The following is a 24196-nucleotide window of genomic DNA, read 5'->3' on the forward strand; positions in this document are numbered from 1 at the left end:
GGGGGTGTTGGGTGCGGTGCGGGGTCTCCGGGGGCGGTAGGCCAGACTGCTTCGCTTTACGTCTGGCCTCCCCCCCCCTCCGACCCGTCCCCTCCCGTGGGTGGGTTGTTTTCTGTGGGTGGGGGTTGGCCCTTGTGGTCCCCTGACGGCCGTTGCTCGGTGGCTGGGGTCGCCTGTCTTCTTACGGTCACCACGCAGACTCACGCGTCGTCCTCGTCCGCTTACGGTCACCACTCAACCCAGCGGCCCGAGTTGACCCACCGACCCGAGTTGGCCCAGTGGCCTGAGTTGATCCCGAGGGTCGAGTTGGCCCACCGGCCCGAGTTGGCCCACCGGCCGGAGTTGACCCAGCGGCCCGAGTTGGCCCACCGGCCCGAGTTGGCCCACCGGCCGGAGTTGACTCACTGGCCCGAGCTGGCCCACCGACCCGAGTTGGCCCACCGGGCGGACGTGGCACCCACCCGTTTTTCCCCACCCACCCCCACGGGAGGGGACGGGCCGGAGGGGTGGGGGTGCCAGACGTAAAGCGAAGCAGTCTGGCACCCCCACCCCGGAGGTCCGTCACCGCACCCAAAAGCCCCGCGCAGCGGACACAACTCGCCCCGCCCCGCGCAGCGGAAAGGCAGCGGACCGGCCCGCGCCGCAGGCGCCAACAACAGCACCCCGCACGGCGGGACAGCCAACAACGTGGGGCGCAGCCGGCCGCCAGGCCCGCGGCGGGAAAGCCGACAACGTGGGAAGCCAAGCCCAGCGGTCAGCTCACAGCACCTTGGACAAGAACGACTGAGTCCGTTCATGCTGCGGGTTGGTGAGGACCTCGCGCGGGTGGCCGGACTCGACGACCACACCGTCGTCCATGAAGACCAGCGAGTCGCCGACCTCGCGGGCGAAGCCCATCTCGTGGGTGACCACGACCATCGTCATGCCGTCGGCCGCCAGGTCCTTCATCACGTCCAGCACGTCGCCGACCAGCTCCGGGTCGAGGGCCGAGGTCGGCTCGTCGAAGAGCATCAGCTTGGGCTCCATGGCCAACGCCCGGGCGATCGCCACCCGTTGCTGCTGGCCGCCGGAGAGCTGTGAGGGGTAGTTGCCGGCCTTGTCGGCCAGCCCCACCCGGTCCAGCAGCTTGCGGGCCCGCTCCCGCGCGGACGCCTTGGCCTCGCCCTTGACCTGGACCGGCGCCTCCATGACGTTCTCCACCGCGGTCATGTGCGGGAAGAGGTTGAAGCGCTGGAAGACCATGCCGATGTCCCGCCGGCGGGCGGCGACCTCGCGGTCGCGCAGCTCGTAGAGCTTGCCGTGGTGCTCGCGGTAGCCGACCAGTTCGCCGTCGACCGACAGCCGGCCGGCGTTGATCTTCTCCAGGTGGTTGATGCACCGCAGGAACGTGGACTTGCCGGAGCCGGAGGGGCCGATCAGGCAGAACACCTCCCGGGGCGCCACCTCCAGGTCGATCCCCTTGAGGATGTGGGCGTTGCCGAAGGACTTGTGGACGCCCTCGGCCTTGACCATCGGGACGCCGGACTTGCCGGAGCCGGTGGTCGCGGTCTTGCTCGTGCTCTTGCTCATGCCGTACCTCCGGCGCGGCTCGGGCCGGCCAGCTTCGCCTTGAGGCGCTGGAACGGGGTGGGCGGAAGCTGGCGGCTGGAGCCGCGGGCGTAGTAGCGCTCCAGGTAGTACTGGCCGATGCTGAGCACCGTCGTGGCGATCAAGTACCAGGCGGCGGCCAGGATCAGCATCTCGACCACCACACCGGAGTCCCGGCCGACGTTCTGCGCGGCCTGCAACAGGTCGTAGTACTGCACCGCGATGACCAGGGACGAGGTCTTGAGCATGTTGATGACCTCGTTGCCGGTCGGCGGCACGATCACCCGCATCGCCTGCGGCACGACGATCCGGCGCAGGGTCTTGCCGTGGCTCATGCCCAGCGCGTGCGCGGCCTCGGTCTGGCCCTCGTCGACGGCGTTCAGACCGGCCCGACAGATCTCGGCCATGTACGCGGCCTCGTTGAGGCCGAGGCCGAGCAGCGCGCACAGGAACGGGGTCATGAAGTCCGACCACTCGTCCTTGTAGATCGGCATGATGTCGATGTACTGGAAGACCAGGCCGAGGTTGAACCAGAGGAAGAGCTGGACGTAGACCGGGGTGCCGCGGAAGAACCAGATGTAGAACCACGCCACGGACGAGGTCACCGGGTTCTTGGACTGCCGCATGACCGCCAGGATCACGCCCAGCACGATGCCGATCACCATCGCCAGCAGCGTGATCCACAAGGTGTTGCGCAGACCCTTGAGGATGTCCGCGTTGAACATGTACTCCGGTATCGCGCCCCAGTTGACCTTGCCGGAGGCGAAGGCCCGCACGAGCAGCGCCAGCAGCCCGATGACGACGAGCGCGGCGACCCAGCGGCCGTAGTGGCGGACGGGGATGGCTTTGATGGGCTCGGGCGGAGCGGCCGCCGGCGGCTCGGCCGGCTTGTCGACGTCGACTGACACAGTGCTGCCTTTCAGCGTGTGGCGGGAGAGGCGTAACGGGGGGCCGCGCGGACCGCGCCGGCTTCGGCGGGTCGAACGCCGGCCTCAGGAGCCGCCGTTGATCTTCACTTCCTTGACGCCGGCGTCCTTGACGTTCCACTTGGCCAGGACGCCGTCGTACGCGTGGTTCTTGATCACCAGCTCCACGGCCGCCTTGATCGCGTCGCGCAGCTTCTCCTGTCCCTTGGGGACGGCGATGCCGTACGGGGCCGCCTTGAGCGGGGCGCCGCCGACCATCTGGAAGTCGTTGCCGCCGCCGGAGACCTTCACCGCGTAGGCCGCGACCGGGTAGTCGCTGGAGACCGCGTCGACGCCGCCGGTGCGCAGCCGGGTCTGGGCCTCGGAGTCGTTGTCGAACGCTTCGATGGAGATCGGCTGTTGGCCGCTCGACTCACAGGACGAGGACTTCTCCTTGGCCAGGTCGTGGGAGACGGTGCCGCGCTGCACGGCCAGCTTCTTGCCGCACATGGTCTCCCAGCCGTCGATGCCCTGGGTCTTGCCCTTCTGCGTGTAGAGCGAGACGCCGACGTTGAGGTAGTCCACGAAATCGACGCCCTCACCGATCTTCTTGCCGGTGGTGGAGTCGATGCCCTGCTGGCGGTCCTTGGTGTCCGTCATCGCCGACATCGCGATGTCATAGCGCTGGGACTTCAGGCCGCCCATGAGGGTGTCGAAGGTGGCGTTGTTGAAATTGAGCTTGATGCCCAGTTCCTTGCCGATGGCGGCGGCAAGATCCGGATCGATGCCTTCCACCTGGCCGTTCGACCGGAACTCCACCGGCTTGTACGTGATGTCCGAGCCGACCTGGAGCATCGCCTTGTCCTGGACGTCCTTGGGCAACTTGCTGAAAAGCGGGGCGTGCGGATTCCGGTTCTTCGCCGCCTCCCGCCGGGCCTGCGCCGCCTGGGTCTGGTCACCGCAGGCGCTGAGCAGCAGCAGCGATGCGGTGACCGTGGCTATCGCGGCAGCAGTTTTGACGGACCTGCCGGGCCTGCCGGCCGCCGCGCGACGGGTGGTGTCTGCGGTCATGCGGATCCTCCTGCGGATGGGTAACCGACGTGCCAGTGTGGGCAGCCGATGCGCTGGTGAGAAGGGGGTGGGCACACACCTTTGGGCACCTTTGGGCGTCGCGCCCTCGGTCGGTGACGGAATCTTGCCATCCGGACTCCGGTATTCGGACTGCCGTTCAGGTCAAAATCGCATAACGGACGGGCAATGGTTACTACCGGCCTTCCGGCGCAAGGGATTCGGCCGCCCGCGGCAGATAGGGAGAACGCCGACGAAGTGGCGATGTCTCGGAATACGGACGGGCCCGAAGGGTGTTCAGTGGTTTCGGGCATTCCGTCGCTATTGTCGGGGCCTTGTACCAGCAGGTAACGAATCTGACTCGTCGGCGTGCATGCCCGTCCGGTAGAAAGGGTCGTTACACCCCTCATCCGGGGCTCAGGGCGCGTGTGCGGCGCGCCCGGCGTCCGTACCTCCCCCCGCGCGGCGGCCATCCGCGGCGCAGGGCGCGGGCGCGGTGCCCGCCCACCCCCCAACCAGGGAGTGGCCACCCTCAACTGATTTACGACAAAGGGGTCTAAGAACAGTGGCAGCGGAGATCGTCAATCCTCGCAGCGATCGCGAGACCGGTGCGGGCGGCGCGGACGGCACGTCCGGCGAGCCCTTCGATCCGGCCTTCGCCCTGCACCGCGGCGGCAAGATGGCCATCCAGGCGACCGTGCCGGTCCGCGACCGGGACGACCTGTCCCTCGCGTACACGCCGGGCGTCGCCAAGGTGTGCAGCGCCATCGCCGAGCGGCCCGAGCTCGTGCACGACTACACCTGGAAGTCCCAGGTCGTCGCCGTCGTCACGGACGGCACGGCGGTGCTGGGCCTGGGCGACATCGGCCCGGAAGCCTCCCTTCCTGTGATGGAGGGCAAGGCCATCCTCTTCAAGCAGTTCGGCGGCGTCGACGCGGTCCCGATCGCGCTCGCGACCACCGACACCGACGAGATCGTGGAGACCGTCGTCCGGCTCGCGCCGTCCTTCGGCGGCGTCAACCTGGAGGACATCTCGGCACCGCGGTGCTTCGAGATCGAGCGCAGGCTCCAGGAGCGGCTGGACATCCCGGTCTTCCACGACGACCAGCACGGCACCGCCGTGGTCACCCTGGCCGCGCTGCGCAACGCCGCCAAGCTCACCGAGCGCGACCTCGGCGACCTGCGGGCGGTCATCTCGGGCGCCGGCGCGGCCGGTGTCGCCATCGCCAAGATCCTGATCAACGCGGGCATCGGCGACGTGGCCGTCTGCGACCGCAAGGGCGTGGTCTCGGCGGACCGGGCGGACCTCACCGACGTCAAGCGCGAGCTGGCCGGCTTCACCAACAAGGCGGGCCTGACCGGTTCGTTGGAGTCGGCGCTGGACGGCGCCGACGTCTTCATCGGGGTCTCCGGCGGCACGGTGCCGGAGGAGGCGGTGGCGAAGATGGCGAAGGACTCGATGATCTTCGCGATGGCCAACCCCAACCCGGAGATCCACCCGGACGTCGCCCACAAGTACGCCGCCGTGGTCGCCACCGGGCGCAGCGACTTCCCGAACCAGATCAACAACGTGCTCGCCTTCCCGGGCATCTTCGCCGGCGCCATGCAGGTGCGCGCCGCGCAGATCACCGAGGGCATGAAGATCGCCGCCGCGGAGGCGCTGGCCGCCGTCGTCGCCGACGAGTTGAGCGCGGACAAGGTCATCCCCTCGCCGTTCGACGAGCGGGTCGCCCCGGCCGTCACCGCGGCCGTCGCGGCCGCCGCTCGTGCGGAGGGCGTGGCCCGGCGCTGACCGGTCCGCCGCGGACCGACACCGGAAAACGGGCCGGGCCGGCACCCCTTGGGTGTCGGCCCGGCCCGTCCGCATGCGGCGCCGGCCGGAAACCACCGCACGGATCCGGCCACCCGTGCGTCCCCGTCGGGCGGTGCGTGTCACACCCGCGCCCGCTGTCGCGCGGCCCGCCGGCGGCCTACTTTGGGATCATGTTTGCTGCCTACGCCGCCCGCATCGACCGCGATCAGCCGCTGAACGGCCTGGAATTGGGGGAGCGCCCGGCCCCCACCGCCCGCCCCGGCTGGACCACCGTCGACGTCAAGGCCGCCTCCCTCAACCACCACGACCTGTGGACGCTGCGCGGCGTCGGGATCACCGAGGAGTCGCTCCCGATGATCCTCGGCTGCGACGCCGCCGGCATCGACGAGCACGGCAACGAGGTCGTCCTGCACTCCGTCATCGGGCAGACCGGCCACGGCGTCGGCCCCGACGAGAAGCCCTCCATCCTCACCGAGCGCTACCAGGGCACCTTCGCCGAGCGGGTCACCGTGCCCACCTGGAACGTCCTGGCCAAGCCCGCGGGGCTCTCCTTCGAGGAGGCGGCCTGCCTGCCCACCGCCTGGCTGACCGCGTACCGGATGCTGTTCACCAACGCCGGGGTCCGGCCCGGCGACAGCGTGCTGGTCCAGGGCGCCGGCGGCGGGGTGGCGACCGCCGCCATCGTGCTGGGCGCCGCCGCGGGCCTGCGGGTCTTCGCCACCAGCCGGGACGAGGCCAAGCGCAAGCGCGCCGTGGAGCTGGGCGCCGAGGCGGCGTTCCCGACCGGCGAGCGGCTGCCCGGGCGGGTGGACGCGGTGATCGAGACGGTCGGCGCGGCCACCTGGTCGCACTCGATCAGGTCGCTGCGGCCCGGCGGCACCCTGGTCATCTCGGGCGCCACCAGCGGCTTCACGCCCCAGAGCGGCGAGTTGAACCGGATCTTCTTCCTGGAGCTGAAGGTCGTCGGCTCCACCATGGGCAGCAAGGAGGAGCTGTCCGGGCTGCTCGACTTCTGCGCCGCCAAGGGCATCCGGCCGGTGATCGACTCGACGCTGCCGCTGGACCGGGCGCGCGAGGGCTTCGCGAAGATGGCGGAGGGTGAGCTCTTCGGGAAGGTCGTGCTGACGGTCTGAGCCGTCGGCACCGGTCCCGGAGGGGGCGTCAACCGCGCCCCGGCGACGGGACGTTGACCAGGCTCCGGTGCAGTACGTAGGCGGGCACGGCCAGCACGCCGGGCGTGCCCGCGGCCGCTTCGTCCGCCGGCACCGCCGGGGTGGGGGCGACCCCGGGCAGGGCCTCGATCGCCGCCCGCAGTTGGGCCGGAGCGGCGCTGCCGATAAACGCCAGCCAGGCCGAACGGTCCCGCCACTCGCCGAAGTTGAGCACCCGGCGGCCGTCCTGGGAGAGGTGGAAGTGGGCGCCGAGCAGCCCCGGGACGGGCTCCTCGGCCAGCTTCCGGAGCGCGGTGTCGGCGAGGGCGCGCTGGGCCTGGACTCCGGTGGTGGCGAACGTCGGGGTCACCACGAACTCCGGTGTCCGCGTGGCGCGTTCCCCGGCGACATGGCTGCGGTAGTGGCGGTAACGGATCACGCCCGGGCGGCGGATGCCGGGGAGGGCCTCGTCGATGGGGGCGATGGCCGCGGGGCGCCGGGTGAGCACCCACTCCCGGTGGGCCGCGTCGTCGGTCCACTGCGCGTAGTTGAGGACGTGACCGCCGTCGGTGCTCAGGAAGGTGGTGAGCGCCAGCATCGCGGCCGGGCGGGGCTGGCCCTCCCAGGCGGCCAACACCGCGTCGGCCGCCGGGCGTTGGAAACGGGCGTCCGGCACCAGCCAGGGGCTGATCAGGACGGTGCCGGCGTCGGGCCGCCGGACGTCCGGGAACTCGACGGTCGGGGCGGGGTGGGTCGGGGGCATGGCGGCTCCGTTCGCGCGGGGGGCGGGCTCTCCTGAGTACGCCACGAGCCTGATCCCTCAAGTGCGGTTGAGGTCAAGGGATTTAGGGTGCGGACCCAAAGAGAAGCGTCAATCAGGGTTGACGCACCCCTGTCTGTCAACCTACGTTGACATCATGACCGAAGCAACGGATCTCGCCGCGCGGGCGGGCGACCCGGACCCGCGGGCCGGGCTGCGCGCCGTCGCCGCGCTCCGCCGACTGCTGGAGCAGTTGGAGGCCGTACAGGTGCGCAGCGCCCGCGCGAAGGGCTGGTCCTGGCAGGAGATCGCCGCCGAACTGGGGGTCAGCCGGCAGGCGGTCCACAAGAAGCACGGGAGGCGTTGATGTTCGAGAGGCTCACGGCCGGGGCGCGGGCGGTGGTGCGCGACGCCGTCGCGCACGCGGAGCGCACCGGCAGCGACACCATCGGCGAACCGGAGCTGCTGCTGGCGGTGTTGGACCGCCGGGACACCCCGGCCGCCGCGGCGCTCGACGGGCTCGGCGTGCAACGGGCGGCGCTCGCCGACGATCTGGCGGCGGACCGGCGCCGGGCCGGCCTCTCGGCGGCCGATGCGGCGGCGCTGGCCGGGCTCGGGATCGACATCGAGGAGGTGATCGCGCGGGTGGAGGAGACGCATGGGGCCGGGGCGTTGGCCGCCGGCGGCCGCCGGGGCGGGCGCGGCAAGCGGATGCGCCGGGCGTTCGCGCCGGAGGGCAAGGCGGTGCTGGAGCGCGCCCTGCGGATCGCGCTCGGCCGCGGCGACCGGCACGTCGGCGACGAGCACCTGCTGTTGGCGCTCACCGCCCGCTCCGGGCCGGCCGGTGCGGTGCTCGCCGGCCGCGGGGTGACGTACGAGGCGGTGGCGGGGGCGCTGGCCCGGCCGCCCGCCGAACGCGCGGGCTGAGGGCGGGACTTGGGCCGCCGAACGCGGCTTGGGCCTCCAAGGGGCGCGACTTGAGCGCCCGAGGGGAGGGCGCAACGGTGGCCCCGGGCCGGAGGAGCGCAACGCGGGCGCCCGGCCCCGGGGCCGCCGTCCGCCTACGCCCCCCGGCCGGTCCCGGTGCCGTCGCCCGCGCCCTGGTCGGCGGCCGATGCGTCGTCGCCCGCCTCGGGCCGGCGCAGCAGCGTGCCGATGTGGGCGGCGGCCGACGCCAACCGGCGGTGGGACTCGGTGTATTGCTCCGCGGTGATGCCGTGGTCGCGGGCCGCGTCCCGCAGGTCGTCGCGGAAGCGGTCCAGCAGGCGGTCGAAGTCGCGGGCCGGATCGCCGCTGGCGGGCTCGGCGGCCCAGGCGGGCGCGGCCGGCTCCGGCGGAGCGTGCGCCGCCTCGGCGGCCGGCGGGGCGGTCTCCTGCGGGGGCGCCGACTCCGGGGCCTCCTTGGCGAGATCGACCCGCTCGACGGTGACCCGCGGGCCGTCCGCGGCGCCGTCGCGCTCGCCGGCGCCGGACGGGGCGCCCGTGAAGCGGCCGACCTCGCGGGAGACCTCGGCCAGCGCCTCCTTCACCGCCGACGACCAGTCCCCGGTGCGCACCGCCCCCTGGGCCTGCTCCTGGACGCTGCGGATCACCCGCTGGACCTCCTCGCGGGCGAACACCTGGGCGTCCCTGGCCTGTTTGCGGGCCCGCTGGGCGTCCTGCCTGGCGCGCCGGCTCTCCTCCTTGGCCCGGCGGGCCTGCTCCTTCCACTCCTCCTTGGCGCGCCGGAACTCCTCCTTCGCCTGCCGCCAGGCGTCCTTGTCGCCGTACGCGCCGTCGAAGTAGTCCGAGGCTTCCGGGAACGGGCGCCCGCCCGGGGCCCCGCGGCCGGCCTTGGCGCCGGCCTTCGCGTTGCCCTGCTGGCCGCCCGCGCGGGCCTGTTGGGCGGCCTCCTTGACCTCCCGGCGCAGATCGCGGGCCGAACCGCTGACGTCCTCGCGGATGTCGGAGGCGAGCGCCGCCACCGACTCCCGGATCTCCAGCTCCAGATCGGCCAGTTCGCCCCCGCGGTCGGCGAGCTCGGCGCGGCCGGCGTCGGTGATGGAGTAGACCTTGCGGCCGCCCTCGGTGGTGTGGGACACCAGGCCCTCGGCCTCCAGCTTGGCCAGCCGGGGGTAGACCGTACCGGCGGACGGGGCGTAGAGCCCCTGGAAGCGCTCCTCCAGGAGGCGGATGATCTCGTAGCCGTGCCGCGGGGCCTCGTCGAGCAGCTTGAGGAGGTAGAGCCGCAGGCGGCCGTGGGCGAAGACGGGGGGCATGCTCAGAGCACCTTCTTCCCGACGGGCGGGGTCGTGGGGGAGGGGCCTTCGCCCGGTGTGCCGGCCGGGCCGTCCGGCTCCTCGTAGGCGGGGCGGCGCAGCAGGGCCAGGGCGCCGGAGACCGTGGTGGCCCGGAGCCGGCCGGTGCCGGCGCCCAGCGAGCCGGCGATCCGCTTGGCGCCCCACTGGCCGGTGACCCGGAGGTCGTCGAAGGCGTTGGTGACCGCGCCGGTGGTGGTGCCCGCGTCCACCTTGGCGTCGGCCGGGTCGGGCAGCCGGATGGCGATCTCGCCGGAGACCGTGGTCAGTTCGATCTCCGCGCCGGCCGCCGGATCCAGGTCCAGCACCATGTCGCCGCTGACGGACTCGGCGCGGACCGCGCCGCCGGTGCCGTCGATGACCGTCAAGTCGCCCGAGACGGAGTGGAATTGGAGGTCGCCGGTGAGCGCCTGGGCCTCGACGTTGCCGCCGACGGTGTCGGCGCGGACCGGGCCGGAGAGGCCGACCAGGGTGCCGTCCCCGTTGACCCCGCGCAGCTCCGTGGGGCCGGAGATGCCGGAGACGACCGCGCCGGCGCCGACCACGCCGACCTCGACGCGGGTGGCGGCCGGCACCGTCACCGAGACCACCGCGCTGCGCTGCCAGCCCCTGCGGTCGAGGAACTTCAAGAAGCCCTTCCAGGGCAGGTCGTCATAGCCGACGGAGAGGGTGCCGTCCTCGTAGGAGACCGACACCGGCGGGCCGTCCACCGCGGAGACCTCCAGCCGGGCGGGGCCGTCCTCGGTGGTGCCGACGACGTTGACGGTGCCGCCCACCAGGCGCACGGTCAGCGTCCTGACGGGCTCGGTGAACTCCAACGTGCGCGGCCCGGAGACCGTCCACTCGGACTGGGCTGACATACCTGGCCTCCCCTGGGTAGGCGGACAACGCAACATATCGCGTCTTCGTTAGACACGATATATCGCAGTCCGGGGGAGTCAAGCGGGCCCAACCCCGACCGTGCCCTGATACGCCCCTCCCGTTCCCCTAGGTGACGACCGGCCCCGGCCCTCAACTCGCCCTGCTCGCCGCCCTACTCGTCGTCCTCGTCGTCCAGCCGGGCCAGCCAGGTGGCCAGCCGCTCCACCGGCACCTCGAAGTCCGGGTTGAGGTCGACGAAGGTCCGGAGCTGATCGGCCACCCACCCGAGGGTGACCTCCTCCTCGCCGCGCCGGTTCTCCAGCTCCTCGATGCCGCGGTCGGTGAAATACACGTGCTCTCCAGCAGGTCAAAGGGACATTGCGGCCAGGATAGGCAGCCGCGCGGACCACCCGTGCCACGGGGCGCGGGCACCGGCGCCGACCCCGGACAGCCCGAAGGGCCCGCCCCACCTGAGTGGGAACGGGCCCTTCGGGACCTTCGGTCACGGACTAGACGCTCACGCGTCGAAGACCTCCGCCACCAGCTGGGCCTGCTCGGCCTGGTGCCGCTTGGCGGAACCGACCGCCGGCGACGAGCCGTGCGGCCGCGAGATGCGACGCAGGCGCTCACCGTGCGGGACGTCGGCGCCGACCGCCAGGTCCAGGTGGTCGATCAGGTTGAGGCCGAGGAACGGCCAGGCACCCTGGTTCGCCGGCTCCTCCTGCGCCCACAGGTACTTCTCGGCGTTCGGGAACTTGGCGATCTCCGCCTGGAGTTCCTTGCCGGGCAGCGGGTACAGCCGCTCGATCCGGACCAGGGCGGTGTCGTTCGCGCCGCGCTTGGTCCGCTCCTCCTCCAGGTCGTAGTAGACCTTGCCGGAGCAGAAGACGACCTTGCGGACGTCCTCGGGCTTGACCGTGCTGTCGCCGATGACCGGCCGGAAGCCGCCGGTGGTGAACTCCTCCGCCTTCGACGCCGCGGCCTTCAGACGCAGCATCGACTTCGGGGTGAAGACGACCAGCGGCTTGTGGTGCGGGTTGTGCACCTGCCAGCGCAGCAGGTGGAAGTAGTTCGACGGCAGCGTCGGCATCGCGACGGTCATGTTGTTCTGCGCGCAGAGCTGGAGGAAGCGCTCGATCCGGGCCGAGGAGTGGTCCGGGCCCTGGCCCTCGTAGCCGTGCGGCAGCAGCAGGGTGACGCCGGAGGTCTGGCCCCACTTCTGCTCCGCGGACGAGATGAACTCGTCGACGACGGTCTGCGCGCCGTTGGCGAAGTCGCCGAACTGCGCCTCCCACATCACCAGCGCGTCCGGACGGGCCAGCGAGTAGCCGTACTCGAAGCCCATCGCCGCGTACTCGCTGAGCAGCGAGTCGTAGACGTTGAACCGCGCCTGGTCCTCGGACAGGTACAGCAGCGGGGTGTAGTCGTTGCCGGTCTCCCGGTCGATCAGCACCGCGTGGCGCTGGCCGAAGGTGCCGCGGCGGGAGTCCTGGCCGGCGAGCCGGACCGGGGTGCCCTCCATCAGCAGTGAACCGATGGCCAGGGTCTCGCCCATGCCCCAGTCGATCGTGCCCTCTTCGACCATCGTCGCCCGGCGCTGCAGCTGCGGCAGCAGACGCGGGTGGACGGTGATGTTCTCGGGGATGTTGACCTGGGACTCGGCGATCCGCTTGACGACCTCCTGGGAGACCGCGGTGTCCACGTGGACCGGGAACTCCGCCTGCGGCTGCGGGACTTCCACCGCACCGGGCGCCGTGGTGGCGTCGCGGACCTCGGTGAAGACCTTCTCCAACTGGCCCTGGAAGTCCTGGAGCGCCTGCTCCGCCTCTTCGAGGGTGATGTCGCCCCGGCCGATCAGCGACTCGGTGTAGAGCTTGCGCACCGAGCGCTTCTTGTCGATCAGGTCGTACATCAGCGGCTGGGTGAAGGCCGGGTTGTCCAGCTCGTTGTGGCCGCGGCGGCGGTAGCAGATGAGGTCGATGACCACGTCCTTGTTGAACGCCTGGCGGAACTCGAAGGCGAGCCGGGCGACCCGGACGACGGCCTCGGGGTCGTCGCCGTTGACGTGGAAGATCGGCGCCTCGATCATGCGGGCCACGTCGGTCGCGTACATCGACGAACGCGAGGACTCCGGGGCGGCGGTGAAGCCGACCTGGTTGTTGATGACGACGTGGACCGTGCCGCCGGTGCGGTAGCCGCGCAGCTGCGACATGTTCAGCGTCTCGGCGACCACGCCCTGGCCGGCGAACGCCGCGTCACCGTGCAGCTGGATCGGCAGGACGGTGAAGTCCGTGCCGCCCTTGTTGATGATGTCCTGCTTGGCGCGGGCGACACCCTCGACGACCGGGTCAACGGCCTCCAGGTGGGAGGGGTTGGCGGTCAGCGAGACCTTGATCTGCTCGCCGTCCAGGCCGGTGAAGGTGCCCTCGGCGCCCAGGTGGTACTTCACGTCGCCGGAGCCGTGCATCGACTTCGGGTCGAGGTTGCCCTCGAACTCCCGGAAGAGCTGCGCGTAGGACTTGCCGACGATGTTGGCGAGCACGTTGAGCCGGCCGCGGTGGGCCATGCCGATGACGGCCTCGTCCAGCCGCGCCTCGGCCGCGGAGTCGATGACCGCGTCCAGCAGCGGGATGACCGACTCGCCGCCCTCCAGCGAGAACCGCTTCTGGCCGACGTACTTGGTCTGCAGGAACGTCTCGAACGCCTCGGCGGAGTTCAGCCGGCGCAGGATGCGCAGCTGCTCGTCGCGCTCGGGGGACTTGTGCGGGCGCTCGACCCGGTCCTGGATCCACTTGCGCTGCTTGGGGTCCTGGATGTGCATGAACTCGATGCCGGTGGTGCGGCAGTACGAGTCGCGCAGCACGCCGAGGATGTCGCGCAGCTTCATCATGGACTTGCCGGCGAAGCCGCCGACCGCGAACTCCCGCTCCAGGTCCCACAGGGTGAGGCCGTGCTCGGTGATGTCCAGGTCGGGGTGCTTGCGCTGGTGGTACTCCAGCGGGTCGGTGTCGGCCATGACGTGGCCGCGGACCCGGTAGGAGTGGATCAGCTCGAAGACCCGGGCGGCCTTGGTGACGTCGTCGTCGTGCGAGGCGTCGATGTCCCGCATCCAACGGATCGGCTCGTAGGGGATCCGCAGCGACTTGAAGATGTCGTCGTAGAACTCGTTCTCGCCGAGCATCAGCTGGCTCATGACCCGCAGGAACTCGCCGGAGGCGGCGCCCTGGATCACCCGGTGGTCATAGGTGCTGGTCAGCGTCATGACCTTGGAGACGCCCAGCTTGTTCAGGGCGTCCTGCGAGGTGCCCTGGAACTCGGCCGGGTAGTCCATCGAACCGACGCCCATGATCATGGACTGACCGGGCATCAGGCGCGGCACGGAGTGGACGGTGCCGATGCCGCCGGGGTTCGTCAGCGACGCGGTGACCCCGGTGAAGTCGTCCATCGTCAACTTGTTGTCCCGGGCCCGGCGGACGATGTCCTCGTACGCCTGCCAGAACTCGAAGAAGCTCAGCGTCTCGGCCTTCTTGATGGCCGCGACGACCAGCTGGCGCTCGCCCTTCGCCTTGACCAGGTCGATGGCCAGGCCGAGGTTGATGTGCGGCGGCTTGACCAGCGTCGGCTTGCCGTCCTTCTCCGCGAAGGAGTAGTTCATCGACGGCATGGCCTTGAGGGCCTGCACCATCGCGTACCCAATGATGTGCGTGAAGGAGACCTTCCCGCCGCGGGCGCGCTTGAGGTGGTTGTTGATGACGATGCGGTTGTCGAACAGCAGCTTCACCGGGACCGCGCGGACGGACGTGGCCGTCGGCAGCTCCAGGGACGCGCTCATGTTCTTCGCAACGGCGGCCGACGGGCCGCGCAGGGTGACGAGCTCGGGGCCCGCGGGAGCCTCGCCGGTGGGCGCGCTCTTCGCCGGGGCGGCCTTCGCCGCGGGCTTCGCGGGAGCGGCCTTGGCCGGCGCGGGCGCAGCAGCGGCCGGCTTGGCCGGGGTGGCCGGCTGGGCGGGGGGCTTCGGCCCGTCCGCGGCGGGGGCCGCCGGGGCAGGTGCCGACGGGGCCGGGGCTGCCGGAGCAGCGCCTGCTGCCGGCTGGTTCGGCGCGGTGGCGCCGCCCGGCTTGTAGTCGGCGAAGAAGTCCCACCAGGCTCGGTCTACCGAGTTCGGGTCCTGGAGGTACTGCTGGTAGATCTCGTCGACGAGCCACTCGTTGGAACCGAACGCCGCAGCGGGATTGTTCCGCTGCGCTTCCTGTTCGGTCGAGACACTCGCACTGTTGGGGGACTGTAGCGACACGGCGGCAACCGCCCTCTTCCGCTTCCTAAGGTGGTGGACAGCGGGAATAAAGGCTACGCCTCTTGTGACCTTTGGTGCAGTCCGGGAGGGTCACTCGTCGCGCACGTCACATTCACCGAAGGGTTTCAGGGTCTGACTTGGCGGGAAACACACGGGGTTTGCCCGCGTGCGGGTAGCGCGCATCGCCGTAGCACCCCGGAAATCAGTGCTCCGACCACCGACCCTACGTCAGCCGACGTCAGCCCCGGGATGACGTGAGCCCCGGAAGGGTGACGCGGATCCGGCAACCCCGGGGTGATTCGGCCACCCCGATCCGCCCGCCGTGCAGGTCCACCGCCCAGCGCGCGATGGCCAGGCCCAACCCCGTCCCGCCGTCGGTGCCCGGTCCTGAGGTGCCGGGGCCGCCGCGGTTGAACCGCTCGAAGACCCGGTAGCGCTCCGACTCCGGGATGCCGGGGCCCTCGTCCTGGACCTCCAGCACCAGGCTCTCCGGTCCGTCGCCGCGGCGGGCCCGCACGGTGACCCGGCCGTGCCGCGGGCTGTGCTTGATCGCGTTGTCGATGAGGTTGGCGACGACCTGGTGGAGCCGCTCGGCGTCGGCGTACGCGGTCAGCTCCGGCGGGGAGACGTCGAGGTGGAGGTGGACGTCGGCACGGGTGTGGGTGCCGGAGCCGGTGACGCCGGAGAGGGTGGAGGCGCCGCGGCTCATGTTGGCCTCCTTGAGCACCCCGGACAGGTATGGCCAGACCTCGAAGCGTCGGGCGTGCAGCGGGACCACGCCGTTGTCCAAACGGGACAGGTCCAGCAGGTGTTCCACCAGGCGGCCCAGGCGTTCGGTCTGCTTCAGGGCCGTGCGCATGGTGTCCGAGTCCGGCTCGCAGACGCCGTCGACGACGTTCTCCAGCACCGCGCGCAGCGCCGCGATGGGGGTGCGCAGCTCGTGCGAGACGTTGGCGACCAGTTCCTTGCGGTGGGTGTCCACCGCTTCCAGGTCGGCGGCCATGCGGTTGAAGGCGTCGGCCAGGTCGCCGAACTCGTCGCGGCGGCCGGCGCGCACCCGGCGGGTGTAGTCGCCGTGCGCCATCGCACCGGTCACCTCGGTCATCTCGCCGAGCGGGGCGGTCAGGCCGGTGGCCACGAACTGGGTGATCAGCAGCGAGGCGATGATCGAGAAGACCGTGATCACCCGCAGCTCGGTCGCCGAGTGCATCGCCACGAACACCAGGAGTGTGGTGATGATCACCGAGACGATCACCAGCGCGCCGAGCGCGGCCTTGACGGAGCGGTACGGGTCCAGCGGCCGCAACGCCTCCCAGAACCTGTCCCACAGGTCCCGTGCGCGCGGCCGCCACCGAAGCGTCATGCCGGCGGGGTCTCCAGGGCGTACCCGACGCCGTGGACCGTGCGGATGCGCTCGGCGCCGATCTTGCGGCGCAGCGCCTTGATGTGGCTGTCGACCGTGCGCGTGCCGGAGGCGTCCGCCCAGTCCCAGACCTCGGCCAGCAGCTGCTCGCGGGAGAGCACCGCGCGGGGGGTGTTCGCCAGGCAGACCAGCAGGTCGAACTCGGTGGGGGTGAGGTGGACGTCGGCGCCGCGCACCCGGACCCGGCGCTGGGCGTGGTCGATCTCCAGCTCGCCCAGCCGCAGGATGCCGCTGCGCGGGGTGTGCGCGGCCAGCGCGGCCCGCTCGACCCGGCGCAGCAGCACGTGCACCCGGGCGGCCAACTCCCGCATGGAGAACGGCTTGGTCATGTAGTCGTCGGCGCCGACGCCGAGGCCGACCAGCATGTCGGTCTCGTCGTCCCGGGCGGTGAGCATCATCACCGGCACCGGGCGCTGCGCCTGCACCCGGCGGCACACCTCCAGGCCGTCGAAGCCCGGCAGCATCACGTCGAGGACGAGCAGGTCCGGCTGCCACGCCTCGGCGGTGTCCACCGCCGCCGGGCCGTCGGTGGCCGTCTGCACCTGGAAGCCCTCGGCGCGCAGCCGGGCCGCGATGGCGTCGACGATCGTCGGATCGTCCTCCACGACCAGCACCCGGCGCTGGGCGCCCGGCGTGGCCGCGGTGGTGCCGCCCTGGGTTGTCTGAGTCTGGTCCATCGCCCGCCCCTGCATGTGCCCTGCGTGGTCGCGTCTTGTCGCGTCTTGCTGGGCAGCAGCGTAAGGGCATGATGTGACAGTCGGCTACGCGCCCTACGCGGACCGGAGCGCGAGGTGGACGACGTCCGGGACGCCTCGGGCAACCGGGATCTCTTCGGTGCGTACGCCCCCGAATCCGGCGTTTTCCAGCGCCCGTTCGAACGCCGGGGACGGCTGGGCCGACCACACCGCGAGCACCCCGCCGTCGGTCAGCGCGGCGCGGCAGGCGGCCAGTCCGGCGGGGGAGTAGAGGGTGTCGTTGTCGTCGGTGACGGTCCAGTCGGGGCCGTTGTCGATGTCCAAGCACAGGGCGTCGTAAGGGTGTTGGGCGGCGTCGGTGCGCAGGTGGGCCAGCAGGTCGGTGTGCAGGACCGCGGTGCGCGGGTCGGTCAGCGCCGGGCCGGAGACCGTGGCCAGCGGGCCGTCGCGGTGCCAGTCGATCACCGCCGCCTCCCGCTCGGCGACCGCGATCCGGCCCCAGCGCGGCTCGGCGGCCGCCCGGGCCAGCGAGAAACCCACGCCGAGTCCGCCGATCAACACCGAGGGGTGGGGGCGGTCCGGCGGCAGCGCGCCGAGCGCCGCGTCGACCAGCAGCCGCTCGGAACGCCCGTCGGAGGTGTCCATCAGGAAGCAGCCGTTGGCGATGATCTCGTAGACCGGGTCGGCCGCCCCGGGGGCCGCCCCGGCCGGGTCGCGCCGCCGGAGCACCACCTCCCCGTGGGGGCCCTCGCGACGGTCCAGGGTGCGGACGGCCGGCTCGGCGCCGGCGTGCGGATGCCAGGGGTGAACGGGAGCCATGCGGCCATCTTTAGCAACGTCCCCTCGGATCGGTCCACCGGCGACGGGGGTCACCGCCCGTAGGCGGTGCAACACCGGTGCACCGCACGGGGGTTGTCGTTCGTGACGGATATCACTCACACAGCTGACTCATGGGTTGGCCGGGCACAGTGGAGCGCGAACGGTGCGCGGGGCGGGGAGAGGACCTGGGATGACGAGTGTGGTGGAGCCGGTCGGCGGCGCCCCGGTCGACGGCTCGGACCCGGCCGCGGCCGGCCCCGGCGGCGCGGCCCCGGCGCTGCTCGCCGGTCTGCCCCGTCAGCGCGGGGCCGGGGCCGCCCCCGCACCGGTGGGCGCCCCGGCCCGCCGCCCCTGGCGGGGCCTGCGCCCCTGGCGGCTGCTCCCCACCCCCACCGGCACCCCCTTCACCTTCTGCTACGCGCTGCTGCTCGTGGCCACCTCGCTCTACGCCGACCACGGCGACCCCACGGTGGTCGCCACGCTGCTCCAGGGCTCCAGTACGGACGTGACCCATCTCGCGCAGGCGCCGCTGCTGGTGCTGGTCGCCAGCGCGCTGTGGATCGCCGGCGGGGTGACCTCGGGGTTCGCGCTGGCCTTCCTGTTCGTGGTGACCGCCCTGGAGCGGCGGATCGGCGGGGTGCGCACCGCGGTGGTGTTCTTCGGCGGCCATGCGCTGGCCACCGTCGCGACCGAGATGCCGGTGGGCTTCTCGGTCGCCGCCGGGTCGCTGCCGGACAGCTCGCTGCACCGCCTCGACTACGGGATCAGCTTCGGCGTGATGACCTGTATCGGGGCGCTCGCCGGGCTGCTGCCGGCCTGGGCGCGCTGGCCCCTGGTGGCCGCGGCCGGCTACCAGGCGGTGGCCGGGCTGCTCGACTCCTTGGACCCGATGACCGATTGGGGCCATCTGCTCGCGTTCGTCCTGGGCGTGGCCGCCTGGCCGCTGCTCCGGCACTGGCGGGCGCAGCGCTCCGGGCCCGCCCCGCTGCTGGGCGACCTGGGCCACCCGGCGCTGCGGGCGTCCCGGACGCCCTGACCCCGGACGCCCTGACCCCGGACGCCCTGACCCCGGACGAACTGACCTGGGCAGCTCCGGCGGTGCCGATCCCGGAGAATGGGGTTCCTCGCGGGCGCCGCAACGGAAGCGCGACCGCCGGCCGCAGGAGTTTGAGAACGTGTCGCACGAGCGCCGCCCCGCCCAGGACCGCGCGTCCGCCCCTTCGCAGGCCCCGGAGGTCGACCGGCTGCCGCTGCGCTCCGACTGCGGTAACTGCTTCGGGCTGTGCTGTGTGGCGCTGCCGTTCGCCCGGTCCGCGGACTTCGCCCTCGACAAGGAGGCCGGGCGGCCCTGCCCCAACCTGGCGACCGACTTCCGCTGCGGCATCCACCAGGACCTGCGGCAGCGCGGCTTCTCCGGCTGCACGGTCTTCGAGTGCTTCGGTGCCGGGCAGAAGGTCTCCCAGGTCACCTTCGAGGGGCGGGACTGGCGCAGCGAGCCCGGAAGTGCCCGGCCGATGTTTGCCGCGTTCGCCGTGATGCGCCAGCTCCACGAGCTGCTCTGGTACCTCACGGAGGCGGTGGCGCTACCCCAATCCCGCCCGGTGCGGGAGGAGTTGCGCGCGGCCCTGGAGAAGACCGAGCGGCTGACCCTGGGGAGTGCCGAGGAACTGGCCGCGGTGGACGTGGCCGGGCACCGCGGCGAGGTCAACGTCCTGCTGCTGCGGGTCAGCGAGGCGGTCCGGGCGAAGGTCCCGGGCCGTAAGAAGGAGCGGCGGGGTGCGGACCTGATGGGGGCCCGGCTGAAGGGCGCCGACCTGCGGGGCGCCAACCTCCGCGGCGCGTACCTGATCGCCGCCGACCTGCAAGGCGCGGACCTGCGGAGCGCGGACCTGATCGGCGCGGACTTCCGGGACGCCGATCTGCGCGGCGCCGACCTCACCGACGGGCTCTTCCTGACGCAGGCCCAGGTGAACGCCGCCCGGGGCGATGCGCGCACCCGGCTGCCGCGGGGGCTGCGCCGCCCCGCCCACTGGTGACGGCGTCCCTCCCGCGGCGGCCATGCGCCCTGCCCCGTAACCGAGTTGCCCCGCGCTGATCGCTCAGGGCGAACAGGCGGCGGGGAACAACCGGCGGCTCCCCGGCATTGAGTGGGTAAAGCTCAACTTGCTTGCCGAAGGGGAGATCATGACTGCTGAGTCGGCGTCCACACCGCTCACCCTGCCCGTGCTGCCCCTCGACGACGAGGTCGTCCTGCCCGGCATGGTGGTGCCCCTGGACCTGTCCGACGCCGAGGTGCGCGCCGCGGTGGAGGCCGCCCAGGCCGCCGCCCCCTCGGGCACCAAGCCACGGGTGCTGCTGGTGCCACGGATCGACGGGACGTACGCGGCGACCGGCACGCTCGGGCGGATCGAGCAGGTCGGCCGGTTGTCCGACGGCGACCCGGGCGCCCTGATCCGGGGCCTGGGCCGGGTGCGGATCGGCTCCGGCACCACCGGACCGGGCGCCGCCCTCTGGGTCGAGGGCACCACCATCGAGGAGCAGGCCCCCGAGCCCCCGCCGGGCGCGGTCGCCGAACTCGTCACGGAGTACAAGGCGTTGGCCACCAGCTGGCTGCGCAAGCGCGGCGCCTGGCAGGTCGTGGACCGCGTCACCGGCATCGACGACGTCCCCACGCTCGCCGACAACGCCGGCTATCTGCCCTTCCTCACCATCGAGCAGAAGCTCCAACTCCTGGAGACCGCCGACCCGGTGGCCCGCCTGAAGTACGCCACCGAGGTGCTGCGCTCCCACCTGGCCGAGCAGGACGTCGCCGAGTCCATCGCCAAGGACGTCCAGGAGGGCGTCGACAAGCAGCAGCGGGAGTTCCTGCTGAGGCGCCAACTGGAGGCGGTCCGCAAGGAACTGGCCCAGCTCAACGGCGACCCGGAGGACGAGGGCGACGACTACCGCGCCCGGGTCGAGGCCGCCGACCTGCCGGACGAGGTGCGCAAGGCCGCCCTCAAGGAGGTCGACAAGCTGGAGCGGGCCAGCGACCAGAGCCCCGAGGGCAGTTGGATCCGCACCTGGCTGGACACCGTCCTGGAGCTGCCCTGGAACGCGCGCACCGAGGACGCCTACGACATCGCCGGCGCCAAGGCCGTGCTGGACGCCGACCACGCCGGGCTGGCGGACGTCAAGGAGCGGATCACCGAGTACCTGGCGGTCCGCAAGCGGCGGGCCGACCGGGGGCTCGGGCTCGTCGGCGGCCGGCGCGGGGGCGCCGTGCTGGCGCTCGTGGGGCCGCCCGGCGTCGGCAAGACCTCGCTCGGCGAGTCCGTGGCGCGCGCCATGGGGCGGAAGTTCGTCCGGGTCGCGCTCGGCGGCGTCCGCGACGAGGCGGAGATCCGCGGTCACCGGCGCACCTACGTCGGCGCGCTCCCCGGCCGGATCGTGCGGGCCGTCAAGGAGGCCGGCTCGATGAACCCGGTCGTCCTCCTGGACGAGATCGACAAGGTGGGCTCCGACTACCGGGGCGACCCGGCCGCCGCCCTCCTGGAGGTGCTGGACCCGGCGCAGAACCACACCTTCCGGGACCACTACCTGGAGGTCGAACTCGACCTGTCCGACGTGGTGTTCCTGGCCACCGCCAACGTCCTGGAGGCGATCCCGGAGCCGCTGCTGGACCGGATGGAGCTGGTCCGGCTCGACGGTTACACCGAGGACGAGAAGGTCGTCATCGCCCGCGACCACCTGGTGCCGCGCCAACTGGAGCGCGCCGGCCTGGCGGCGGGCGAGGTCACCGTCGAGGACGCCGCGCTGCGCAAGCTGGCCGGCGAGTACACCCGCGAGGCCGGCGTGCGGAACCTGGAGCGGTCCCTCGCCCGGCTGCTGCGCAAGGTGGCCGCCCAGCACGAACTGGGCGAGCGGACGCTGCCGTTCACCGTCGGCGCGGACCAGCTGCGGTCGCTCATCGGGCGCCCGCATCACACCCCGGAGTCGGCGCAGGACCCGGCCGAGCGGCGGACCGCGGTGCCCGGCGTGGTCACCGGCCTCGCGGTCACCGGGGCCGGCGGCGACGTGCTCTACGTGGAGGCGTCGCTGGCCGATCCGGAGACCGGCGCCTCCGGGCTCCAGCTGACCGGTCAGCTCGGCGACGTGATGAAGGAGTCGGCGCACATCGCGCTGTCCTTCCTGCGCTCGCACGGCGCCGAACTGGAGCTCCCGGTGGGAGACTTGAAGGAGCGCGGCGTCCATCTGCACGTCCCGGCCGGCGCCGTCCCCAAGGACGGGCCCAGCGCGGGCATCACGATGACCTGCGCACTGGCCTCGCTGCTGTCGGGCCGTCAGGTCCGCCCGGACGTCGCGATGACCGGCGAGGTCTCGCTGACCGGGCGGGTGCTGCCGATCGGCGGCGTCAAGCAGAAGCTGCTGGCGGCGCACCGCGCCGGCATCACCACCGTGATCATCCCCAAGCGCAACGAACCCGACCTGGACGACGTCCCGGCCGAGGTCCTCGCCGCGCTGGAGGTGCACCCGGTCGCGGACGTCCGGCAGGTGCTCGAACTGGCCCTGGCGCCGGCCGGGAACGGGGAGCGGCCCGAGGTCCCGATGGCGGCGTAGCCGCCGGGCGCCGGCGCCCGGCCCGGCCCGTCCCCCCTGCTGCGGGAGGACGGGCCGGGCCGCCGTGCGGTCAGCCGTTGGCCAGCGCCTGGAGGCGGTCGTACGCCCCGTTGAAGCGGTTGTGGTCACCGACCACCGGGCCGGTGGAGGTGTACTGCCAGATGGTGTGGAAGCCCCAGCCGGCCGGGAGTTCGCCGACCGAGGAGCCGTAGCGCGGGACCCAGAGCGGGTTGGTGCTCCCGAACGCGGAAGAGTTGCCGGTGCACTGCTTCCACCAGTTGGTGGAGGTGTAGAGCACCGCGTCCCGTCCGGTGCGCGCCTTGTAGGTGGCGAACCAGTCCTTCATCCAGTTCACCAGCCCCGCGGCGCTCAGGCCGTAACAGGTGGCGCCGTAGGGGTTGTACTCCATGTCCAGCGCGCCGGGCAGGGTCTTGCCGTCCTTGGACCAGCCGCCGCCGTGGGCGAGGAAGTAGGTGGCCTGGGCGGCGCCGCTGGAGGTGTCGGGCGTCGCGAAGTGGTAGGCGCCGCGGATCATGCCGGAGTTGTAGGAGCCGTTGTACTGCTGCGCGAACGAGGGGTTGGTGTAGCTGGTGGACTCCGTGGCCTTGACGTAGGCGAACTTCACGCCGGAGGTCCACAGCGTCGACCAGGCTACGTTGCCGTTGTGGCTGCTGACGTCGACGCCCTCGACGGACGCGGTCAGCGAGGGCGGCGGCAGCACGCCGCCCTTGGTGCCCTCGTGCTTGGCGATCTGGGAGCCGGCCCAGTCCTGTCCGGGATGGGTGGGCTCGGGGGCGCGCCGGGCGGCCGCGGCGCCGGCCGTGCCGGGCAGGCCGACGAGGAGGGAGACGGTCGTGAGCAGGATCCCGGCCACGGCCGCACGGGAGCGCGCGGGGCGGTGGGTGGGGGAGCCGGATCTGAGCACGGGCATTGCGTGCCTCCATAGATCTCGGTGGATCGCGGTGGATCCCGGTCCGATGGGGGAAATCCGATGGAGCAGAGGTGACCTTTTGAGGGGGAGGTACCGGCGCCACACTTGGTGTGGCCATGCCAGAACTGACGATACGCGCGTAGACCCCCGTGGTAAAAGGGGTCCGCGGACCGCCGTTGGTCTCAACCTGCGAAATACTGGTCCAACTGCGGTTCTGCTTGGCCGGGAAGGAAATTTTCCGGCGGCGGGAAACGCGGGAGAGTGCACCGGGGGAACATCGGGGAAGCACCGGGGGAATTGCTGGACATGCGGGACGACGCGGGAAAGGGCGCTGACGTGCAGGACACCGGAGCCGGTGGGACCACGGCGGAGGGCGAGCCGATGGGCGTGGACCCCGCGTTCCTGGCGCTGGAACGCGAATTGGCGGTGTTCCTGCGGCGGGCCCGGGCCTCCTCCGGCGAGCTCTCGCGCGAGGTCCACCCCGATCTGGAGGCGGCCGCCTACGGGTTGCTGGTGCGGCTCGCCGACGCGGGGGCGCAGCGGGCCACCGATCTCGCCGCGTTCTTCGGGGTCGGGAAGGCGACGATAAGCCGTCAGCTGCACGCGCTGGAGCGGCTGGGGTTGGTGGCGCGGGCGCCCGATCCGGCCGATGGGCGGGCGGTGTTGGTGCGGATCACGGACGAGGGACGGGAGCGGTTCAATCGCGTGCGGACCGCTCGGCGGGCGCGGTATGCGTGCAATCTGGCGTCCTGGGATCGGGCGGAGGTTGCGGAGTTGGCGCGGTTGCTGCATCGGTTGAATGCGGAGGGGGAGGAGGGGTAGCCCCCTCTGAACCCGTGGCACCTTGGCGGTGCCGGGCCGCCGGGGGTGGGCCTGGTGCCGGGGATCGACCCCGTTGGTGTGGTGCTGGGGCCGGGGGGGGCGGGGGGGGGGGGTGGGGGGGGCTTGGGGTTGAGGGGCGCCCACCCCGCCCCCCCCCCCCCCCCCCCCCCC

The 24196-nt window shown here is 72.1% G+C and carries 21 protein-coding genes; 9 read left to right on the forward strand and 12 right to left on the reverse strand.

The genetic code is table 11. The features are described from left to right. The first annotated feature begins 252 nt into the window (after window positions 1–252). Window positions 253–525: a hypothetical protein gene (locus ACFVFQ_RS34650; RefSeq protein WP_383423866.1), complete on the forward strand. Its 273-nt coding sequence runs from the start codon at window positions 253–255 to the stop codon at window positions 523–525. A gap of 234 nt (window positions 526–759) precedes the next feature. Here ACFVFQ_RS34650 and ACFVFQ_RS34655 read toward each other — a convergent pair whose 3' ends face one another. The 3 genes from ACFVFQ_RS34655 to ACFVFQ_RS34665 all read right to left on the reverse strand — a co-directional run bounded on the left by ACFVFQ_RS34655 (window position 760) and on the right by ACFVFQ_RS34665 (window position 3563). After that, window positions 760–1512, reverse strand: coding sequence for an amino acid ABC transporter ATP-binding protein (locus ACFVFQ_RS34655; protein ID WP_383423964.1), 753 nt, complete (start codon window positions 1510–1512; stop codon window positions 760–762). A gap of 53 nt (window positions 1513–1565) precedes the next feature. After that, the gene (locus tag ACFVFQ_RS34660; RefSeq protein WP_383423869.1) at window positions 1566–2495 is read right to left on the reverse strand and encodes an amino acid ABC transporter permease; all 930 of its coding nucleotides are present in this window, start codon (window positions 2493–2495) and stop codon (window positions 1566–1568) included. A gap of 84 nt (window positions 2496–2579) precedes the next feature. Beyond that, entirely contained in the window at window positions 2580–3563 is a 984-nt protein-coding gene (locus tag ACFVFQ_RS34665) for an ABC transporter substrate-binding protein (RefSeq protein WP_383423872.1), read from the reverse strand. A gap of 562 nt (window positions 3564–4125) precedes the next feature. On the opposite strand from ACFVFQ_RS34665, the gene ACFVFQ_RS34670 reads away from it, so the two are divergent. After that, window positions 4126–5352, forward strand: coding sequence for an NADP-dependent malic enzyme (locus tag ACFVFQ_RS34670; RefSeq protein ID WP_383423875.1), 1227 nt, complete (start codon window positions 4126–4128; stop codon window positions 5350–5352). 191 nt (window positions 5353–5543) lie between these two features. Continuing rightward, complete coding sequence (locus ACFVFQ_RS34675) at window positions 5544–6506, forward strand: zinc-binding dehydrogenase (RefSeq protein ID WP_383423877.1); 963 nt, start codon at window positions 5544–5546, stop codon at window positions 6504–6506. 28 nt (window positions 6507–6534) lie between these two features. Here the strand turns inward: ACFVFQ_RS34675 and ACFVFQ_RS34680 are convergent, their stop codons facing one another. After that, window positions 6535–7287: an antibiotic biosynthesis monooxygenase gene (locus ACFVFQ_RS34680; protein ID WP_383423880.1), complete on the reverse strand. Its 753-nt coding sequence runs from the start codon at window positions 7285–7287 to the stop codon at window positions 6535–6537. A 154-nt stretch (window positions 7288–7441) separates the two neighbouring features. Between ACFVFQ_RS34680 and ACFVFQ_RS34685 the strand changes: the two genes are divergently transcribed. Together ACFVFQ_RS34685 and ACFVFQ_RS34690 are read left to right on the forward strand one after the other, a co-directional pair. After that, a complete protein-coding gene (locus tag ACFVFQ_RS34685) occupies window positions 7442–7651 on the forward strand; it encodes a helix-turn-helix domain-containing protein (RefSeq protein WP_383423882.1) in 210 nt (69 codons plus the stop codon). Continuing rightward, window positions 7651–8211: a Clp protease N-terminal domain-containing protein gene (locus ACFVFQ_RS34690; protein ID WP_383423885.1), complete on the forward strand. Its 561-nt coding sequence runs from the start codon at window positions 7651–7653 to the stop codon at window positions 8209–8211. Before ACFVFQ_RS34685 ends, ACFVFQ_RS34690 begins: the two co-directional genes overlap by 1 nt. 134 nt (window positions 8212–8345) lie before the next feature. Here the strand turns inward: ACFVFQ_RS34690 and ACFVFQ_RS34695 are convergent, their stop codons facing one another. The 7 genes from ACFVFQ_RS34695 to ACFVFQ_RS34725 all read right to left on the reverse strand — a co-directional run bounded on the left by ACFVFQ_RS34695 (window position 8346) and on the right by ACFVFQ_RS34725 (window position 17673). Further along, complete coding sequence (locus tag ACFVFQ_RS34695) at window positions 8346–9542, reverse strand: helix-turn-helix transcriptional regulator (protein WP_383423891.1); 1197 nt, start codon at window positions 9540–9542, stop codon at window positions 8346–8348. Between the two features lie 2 nt (window positions 9543–9544). Next, complete coding sequence (locus ACFVFQ_RS34700) at window positions 9545–10441, reverse strand: DUF4097 domain-containing protein (RefSeq protein ID WP_383423894.1); 897 nt, start codon at window positions 10439–10441, stop codon at window positions 9545–9547. 173 nt (window positions 10442–10614) lie between these two features. After that, window positions 10615–10794, reverse strand: a complete 180-nt coding sequence (locus ACFVFQ_RS34705; protein WP_030811338.1) for a DUF6104 family protein — start codon at window positions 10792–10794, stop codon at window positions 10615–10617. 165 nt (window positions 10795–10959) lie between these two features. After that, window positions 10960–14736, reverse strand: coding sequence for a multifunctional oxoglutarate decarboxylase/oxoglutarate dehydrogenase thiamine pyrophosphate-binding subunit/dihydrolipoyllysine-residue succinyltransferase subunit (locus ACFVFQ_RS34710; protein WP_383423897.1), 3777 nt, complete (start codon window positions 14734–14736; stop codon window positions 10960–10962). 238 nt (window positions 14737–14974) lie between these two features. Continuing rightward, complete coding sequence (locus ACFVFQ_RS34715) at window positions 14975–16099, reverse strand: ATP-binding protein (protein WP_383423899.1); 1125 nt, start codon at window positions 16097–16099, stop codon at window positions 14975–14977. Then, a complete protein-coding gene (locus tag ACFVFQ_RS34720) occupies window positions 16096–16836 on the reverse strand; it encodes a response regulator transcription factor (RefSeq protein WP_043266083.1) in 741 nt (246 codons plus the stop codon). The genes ACFVFQ_RS34715 and ACFVFQ_RS34720 overlap by 4 nt, the downstream gene beginning before the upstream one ends. Window positions 16837–16929: 93 nt before the next feature. Further along, a complete protein-coding gene (locus ACFVFQ_RS34725) occupies window positions 16930–17673 on the reverse strand; it encodes a spermidine synthase (protein ID WP_383423903.1) in 744 nt (247 codons plus the stop codon). Window positions 17674–17863: 190 nt separating this feature from the next. Here ACFVFQ_RS34725 and ACFVFQ_RS34730 point away from each other — a divergent pair, with 190 nt between their 5' ends. The 3 genes from ACFVFQ_RS34730 to lon all read left to right on the forward strand — a co-directional run bounded on the left by ACFVFQ_RS34730 (window position 17864) and on the right by lon (window position 22272). Then, a complete protein-coding gene (locus tag ACFVFQ_RS34730) occupies window positions 17864–18709 on the forward strand; it encodes a rhomboid-like protein (RefSeq protein WP_383423906.1) in 846 nt (281 codons plus the stop codon). Between the two features lie 139 nt (window positions 18710–18848). Continuing rightward, a complete protein-coding gene (locus ACFVFQ_RS34735) occupies window positions 18849–19709 on the forward strand; it encodes a pentapeptide repeat-containing protein (protein ID WP_383423908.1) in 861 nt (286 codons plus the stop codon). A 148-nt stretch (window positions 19710–19857) separates the two neighbouring features. Beyond that, window positions 19858–22272, forward strand: a complete 2415-nt coding sequence (gene lon, locus ACFVFQ_RS34740) for an endopeptidase La (protein WP_383423911.1) — start codon at window positions 19858–19860, stop codon at window positions 22270–22272. Window positions 22273–22342: 70 nt separating this feature from the next. On the opposite strand, the gene ACFVFQ_RS34745 is transcribed toward lon, so the two are convergent. Further along, window positions 22343–23203 (reverse strand): lysozyme, encoded by an 861-nt coding sequence (locus ACFVFQ_RS34745; protein WP_383423913.1) that lies wholly within the window; start codon window positions 23201–23203, stop codon window positions 22343–22345. Window positions 23204–23509: 306 nt separating this feature from the next. Here ACFVFQ_RS34745 and ACFVFQ_RS34750 point away from each other — a divergent pair, with 306 nt between their 5' ends. After that, window positions 23510–24025 (forward strand): MarR family winged helix-turn-helix transcriptional regulator, encoded by a 516-nt coding sequence (locus tag ACFVFQ_RS34750; protein WP_383423915.1) that lies wholly within the window; start codon window positions 23510–23512, stop codon window positions 24023–24025. Window positions 24026–24196 lie beyond the last annotated feature (171 nt).

This window comes from Streptomyces sp. NPDC057743, assembly GCF_042798755.1.
Classification (GTDB): Bacteria; Actinomycetota; Actinomycetes; order Streptomycetales; family Streptomycetaceae; genus Streptomyces.

What these genes read in the sequence shown, in the direction of transcription:
- ACFVFQ_RS34655 (WP_383423964.1), bottom strand. Translation starts at nt 1,512, where the DNA reads ATGGTCAAGGCCGAGGGCGTCCACAAGTCCTTCGGCAACGCCCACATC.
- ACFVFQ_RS34665 (WP_383423872.1), bottom strand. Translation starts at nt 3,563, where the DNA reads ATGACCGCAGACACCACCCGTCGCGCGGCGGCCGGCAGGCCCGGCAGG.
- ACFVFQ_RS34675 (WP_383423877.1), top strand. Translation starts at nt 5,544, where the DNA reads ATGTTTGCTGCCTACGCCGCCCGCATCGACCGCGATCAGCCGCTGAAC.
- ACFVFQ_RS34680 (WP_383423880.1), bottom strand. Translation starts at nt 7,287, where the DNA reads ATGCCCCCGACCCACCCCGCCCCGACCGTCGAGTTCCCGGACGTCCGG.
- ACFVFQ_RS34685 (WP_383423882.1), top strand. Translation starts at nt 7,442, where the DNA reads ATGACCGAAGCAACGGATCTCGCCGCGCGGGCGGGCGACCCGGACCCG.
- ACFVFQ_RS34690 (WP_383423885.1), top strand. Translation starts at nt 7,651, where the DNA reads ATGTTCGAGAGGCTCACGGCCGGGGCGCGGGCGGTGGTGCGCGACGCC.
- ACFVFQ_RS34695 (WP_383423891.1), bottom strand. Translation starts at nt 9,542, where the DNA reads ATGCCCCCCGTCTTCGCCCACGGCCGCCTGCGGCTCTACCTCCTCAAG.
- ACFVFQ_RS34700 (WP_383423894.1), bottom strand. Translation starts at nt 10,441, where the DNA reads ATGTCAGCCCAGTCCGAGTGGACGGTCTCCGGGCCGCGCACGTTGGAG.
- ACFVFQ_RS34715 (WP_383423899.1), bottom strand. Translation starts at nt 16,099, where the DNA reads ATGACGCTTCGGTGGCGGCCGCGCGCACGGGACCTGTGGGACAGGTTC.
- ACFVFQ_RS34720 (WP_043266083.1), bottom strand. Translation starts at nt 16,836, where the DNA reads ATGGACCAGACTCAGACAACCCAGGGCGGCACCACCGCGGCCACGCCG.
- ACFVFQ_RS34725 (WP_383423903.1), bottom strand. Translation starts at nt 17,673, where the DNA reads ATGGCTCCCGTTCACCCCTGGCATCCGCACGCCGGCGCCGAGCCGGCC.
- ACFVFQ_RS34730 (WP_383423906.1), top strand. Translation starts at nt 17,864, where the DNA reads ATGACGAGTGTGGTGGAGCCGGTCGGCGGCGCCCCGGTCGACGGCTCG.
- lon (WP_383423911.1), top strand. Translation starts at nt 19,858, where the DNA reads ATGACTGCTGAGTCGGCGTCCACACCGCTCACCCTGCCCGTGCTGCCC.
- ACFVFQ_RS34745 (WP_383423913.1), bottom strand. Translation starts at nt 23,203, where the DNA reads ATGCCCGTGCTCAGATCCGGCTCCCCCACCCACCGCCCCGCGCGCTCC.
- ACFVFQ_RS34750 (WP_383423915.1), top strand. Translation starts at nt 23,510, where the DNA reads ATGCGGGACGACGCGGGAAAGGGCGCTGACGTGCAGGACACCGGAGCC.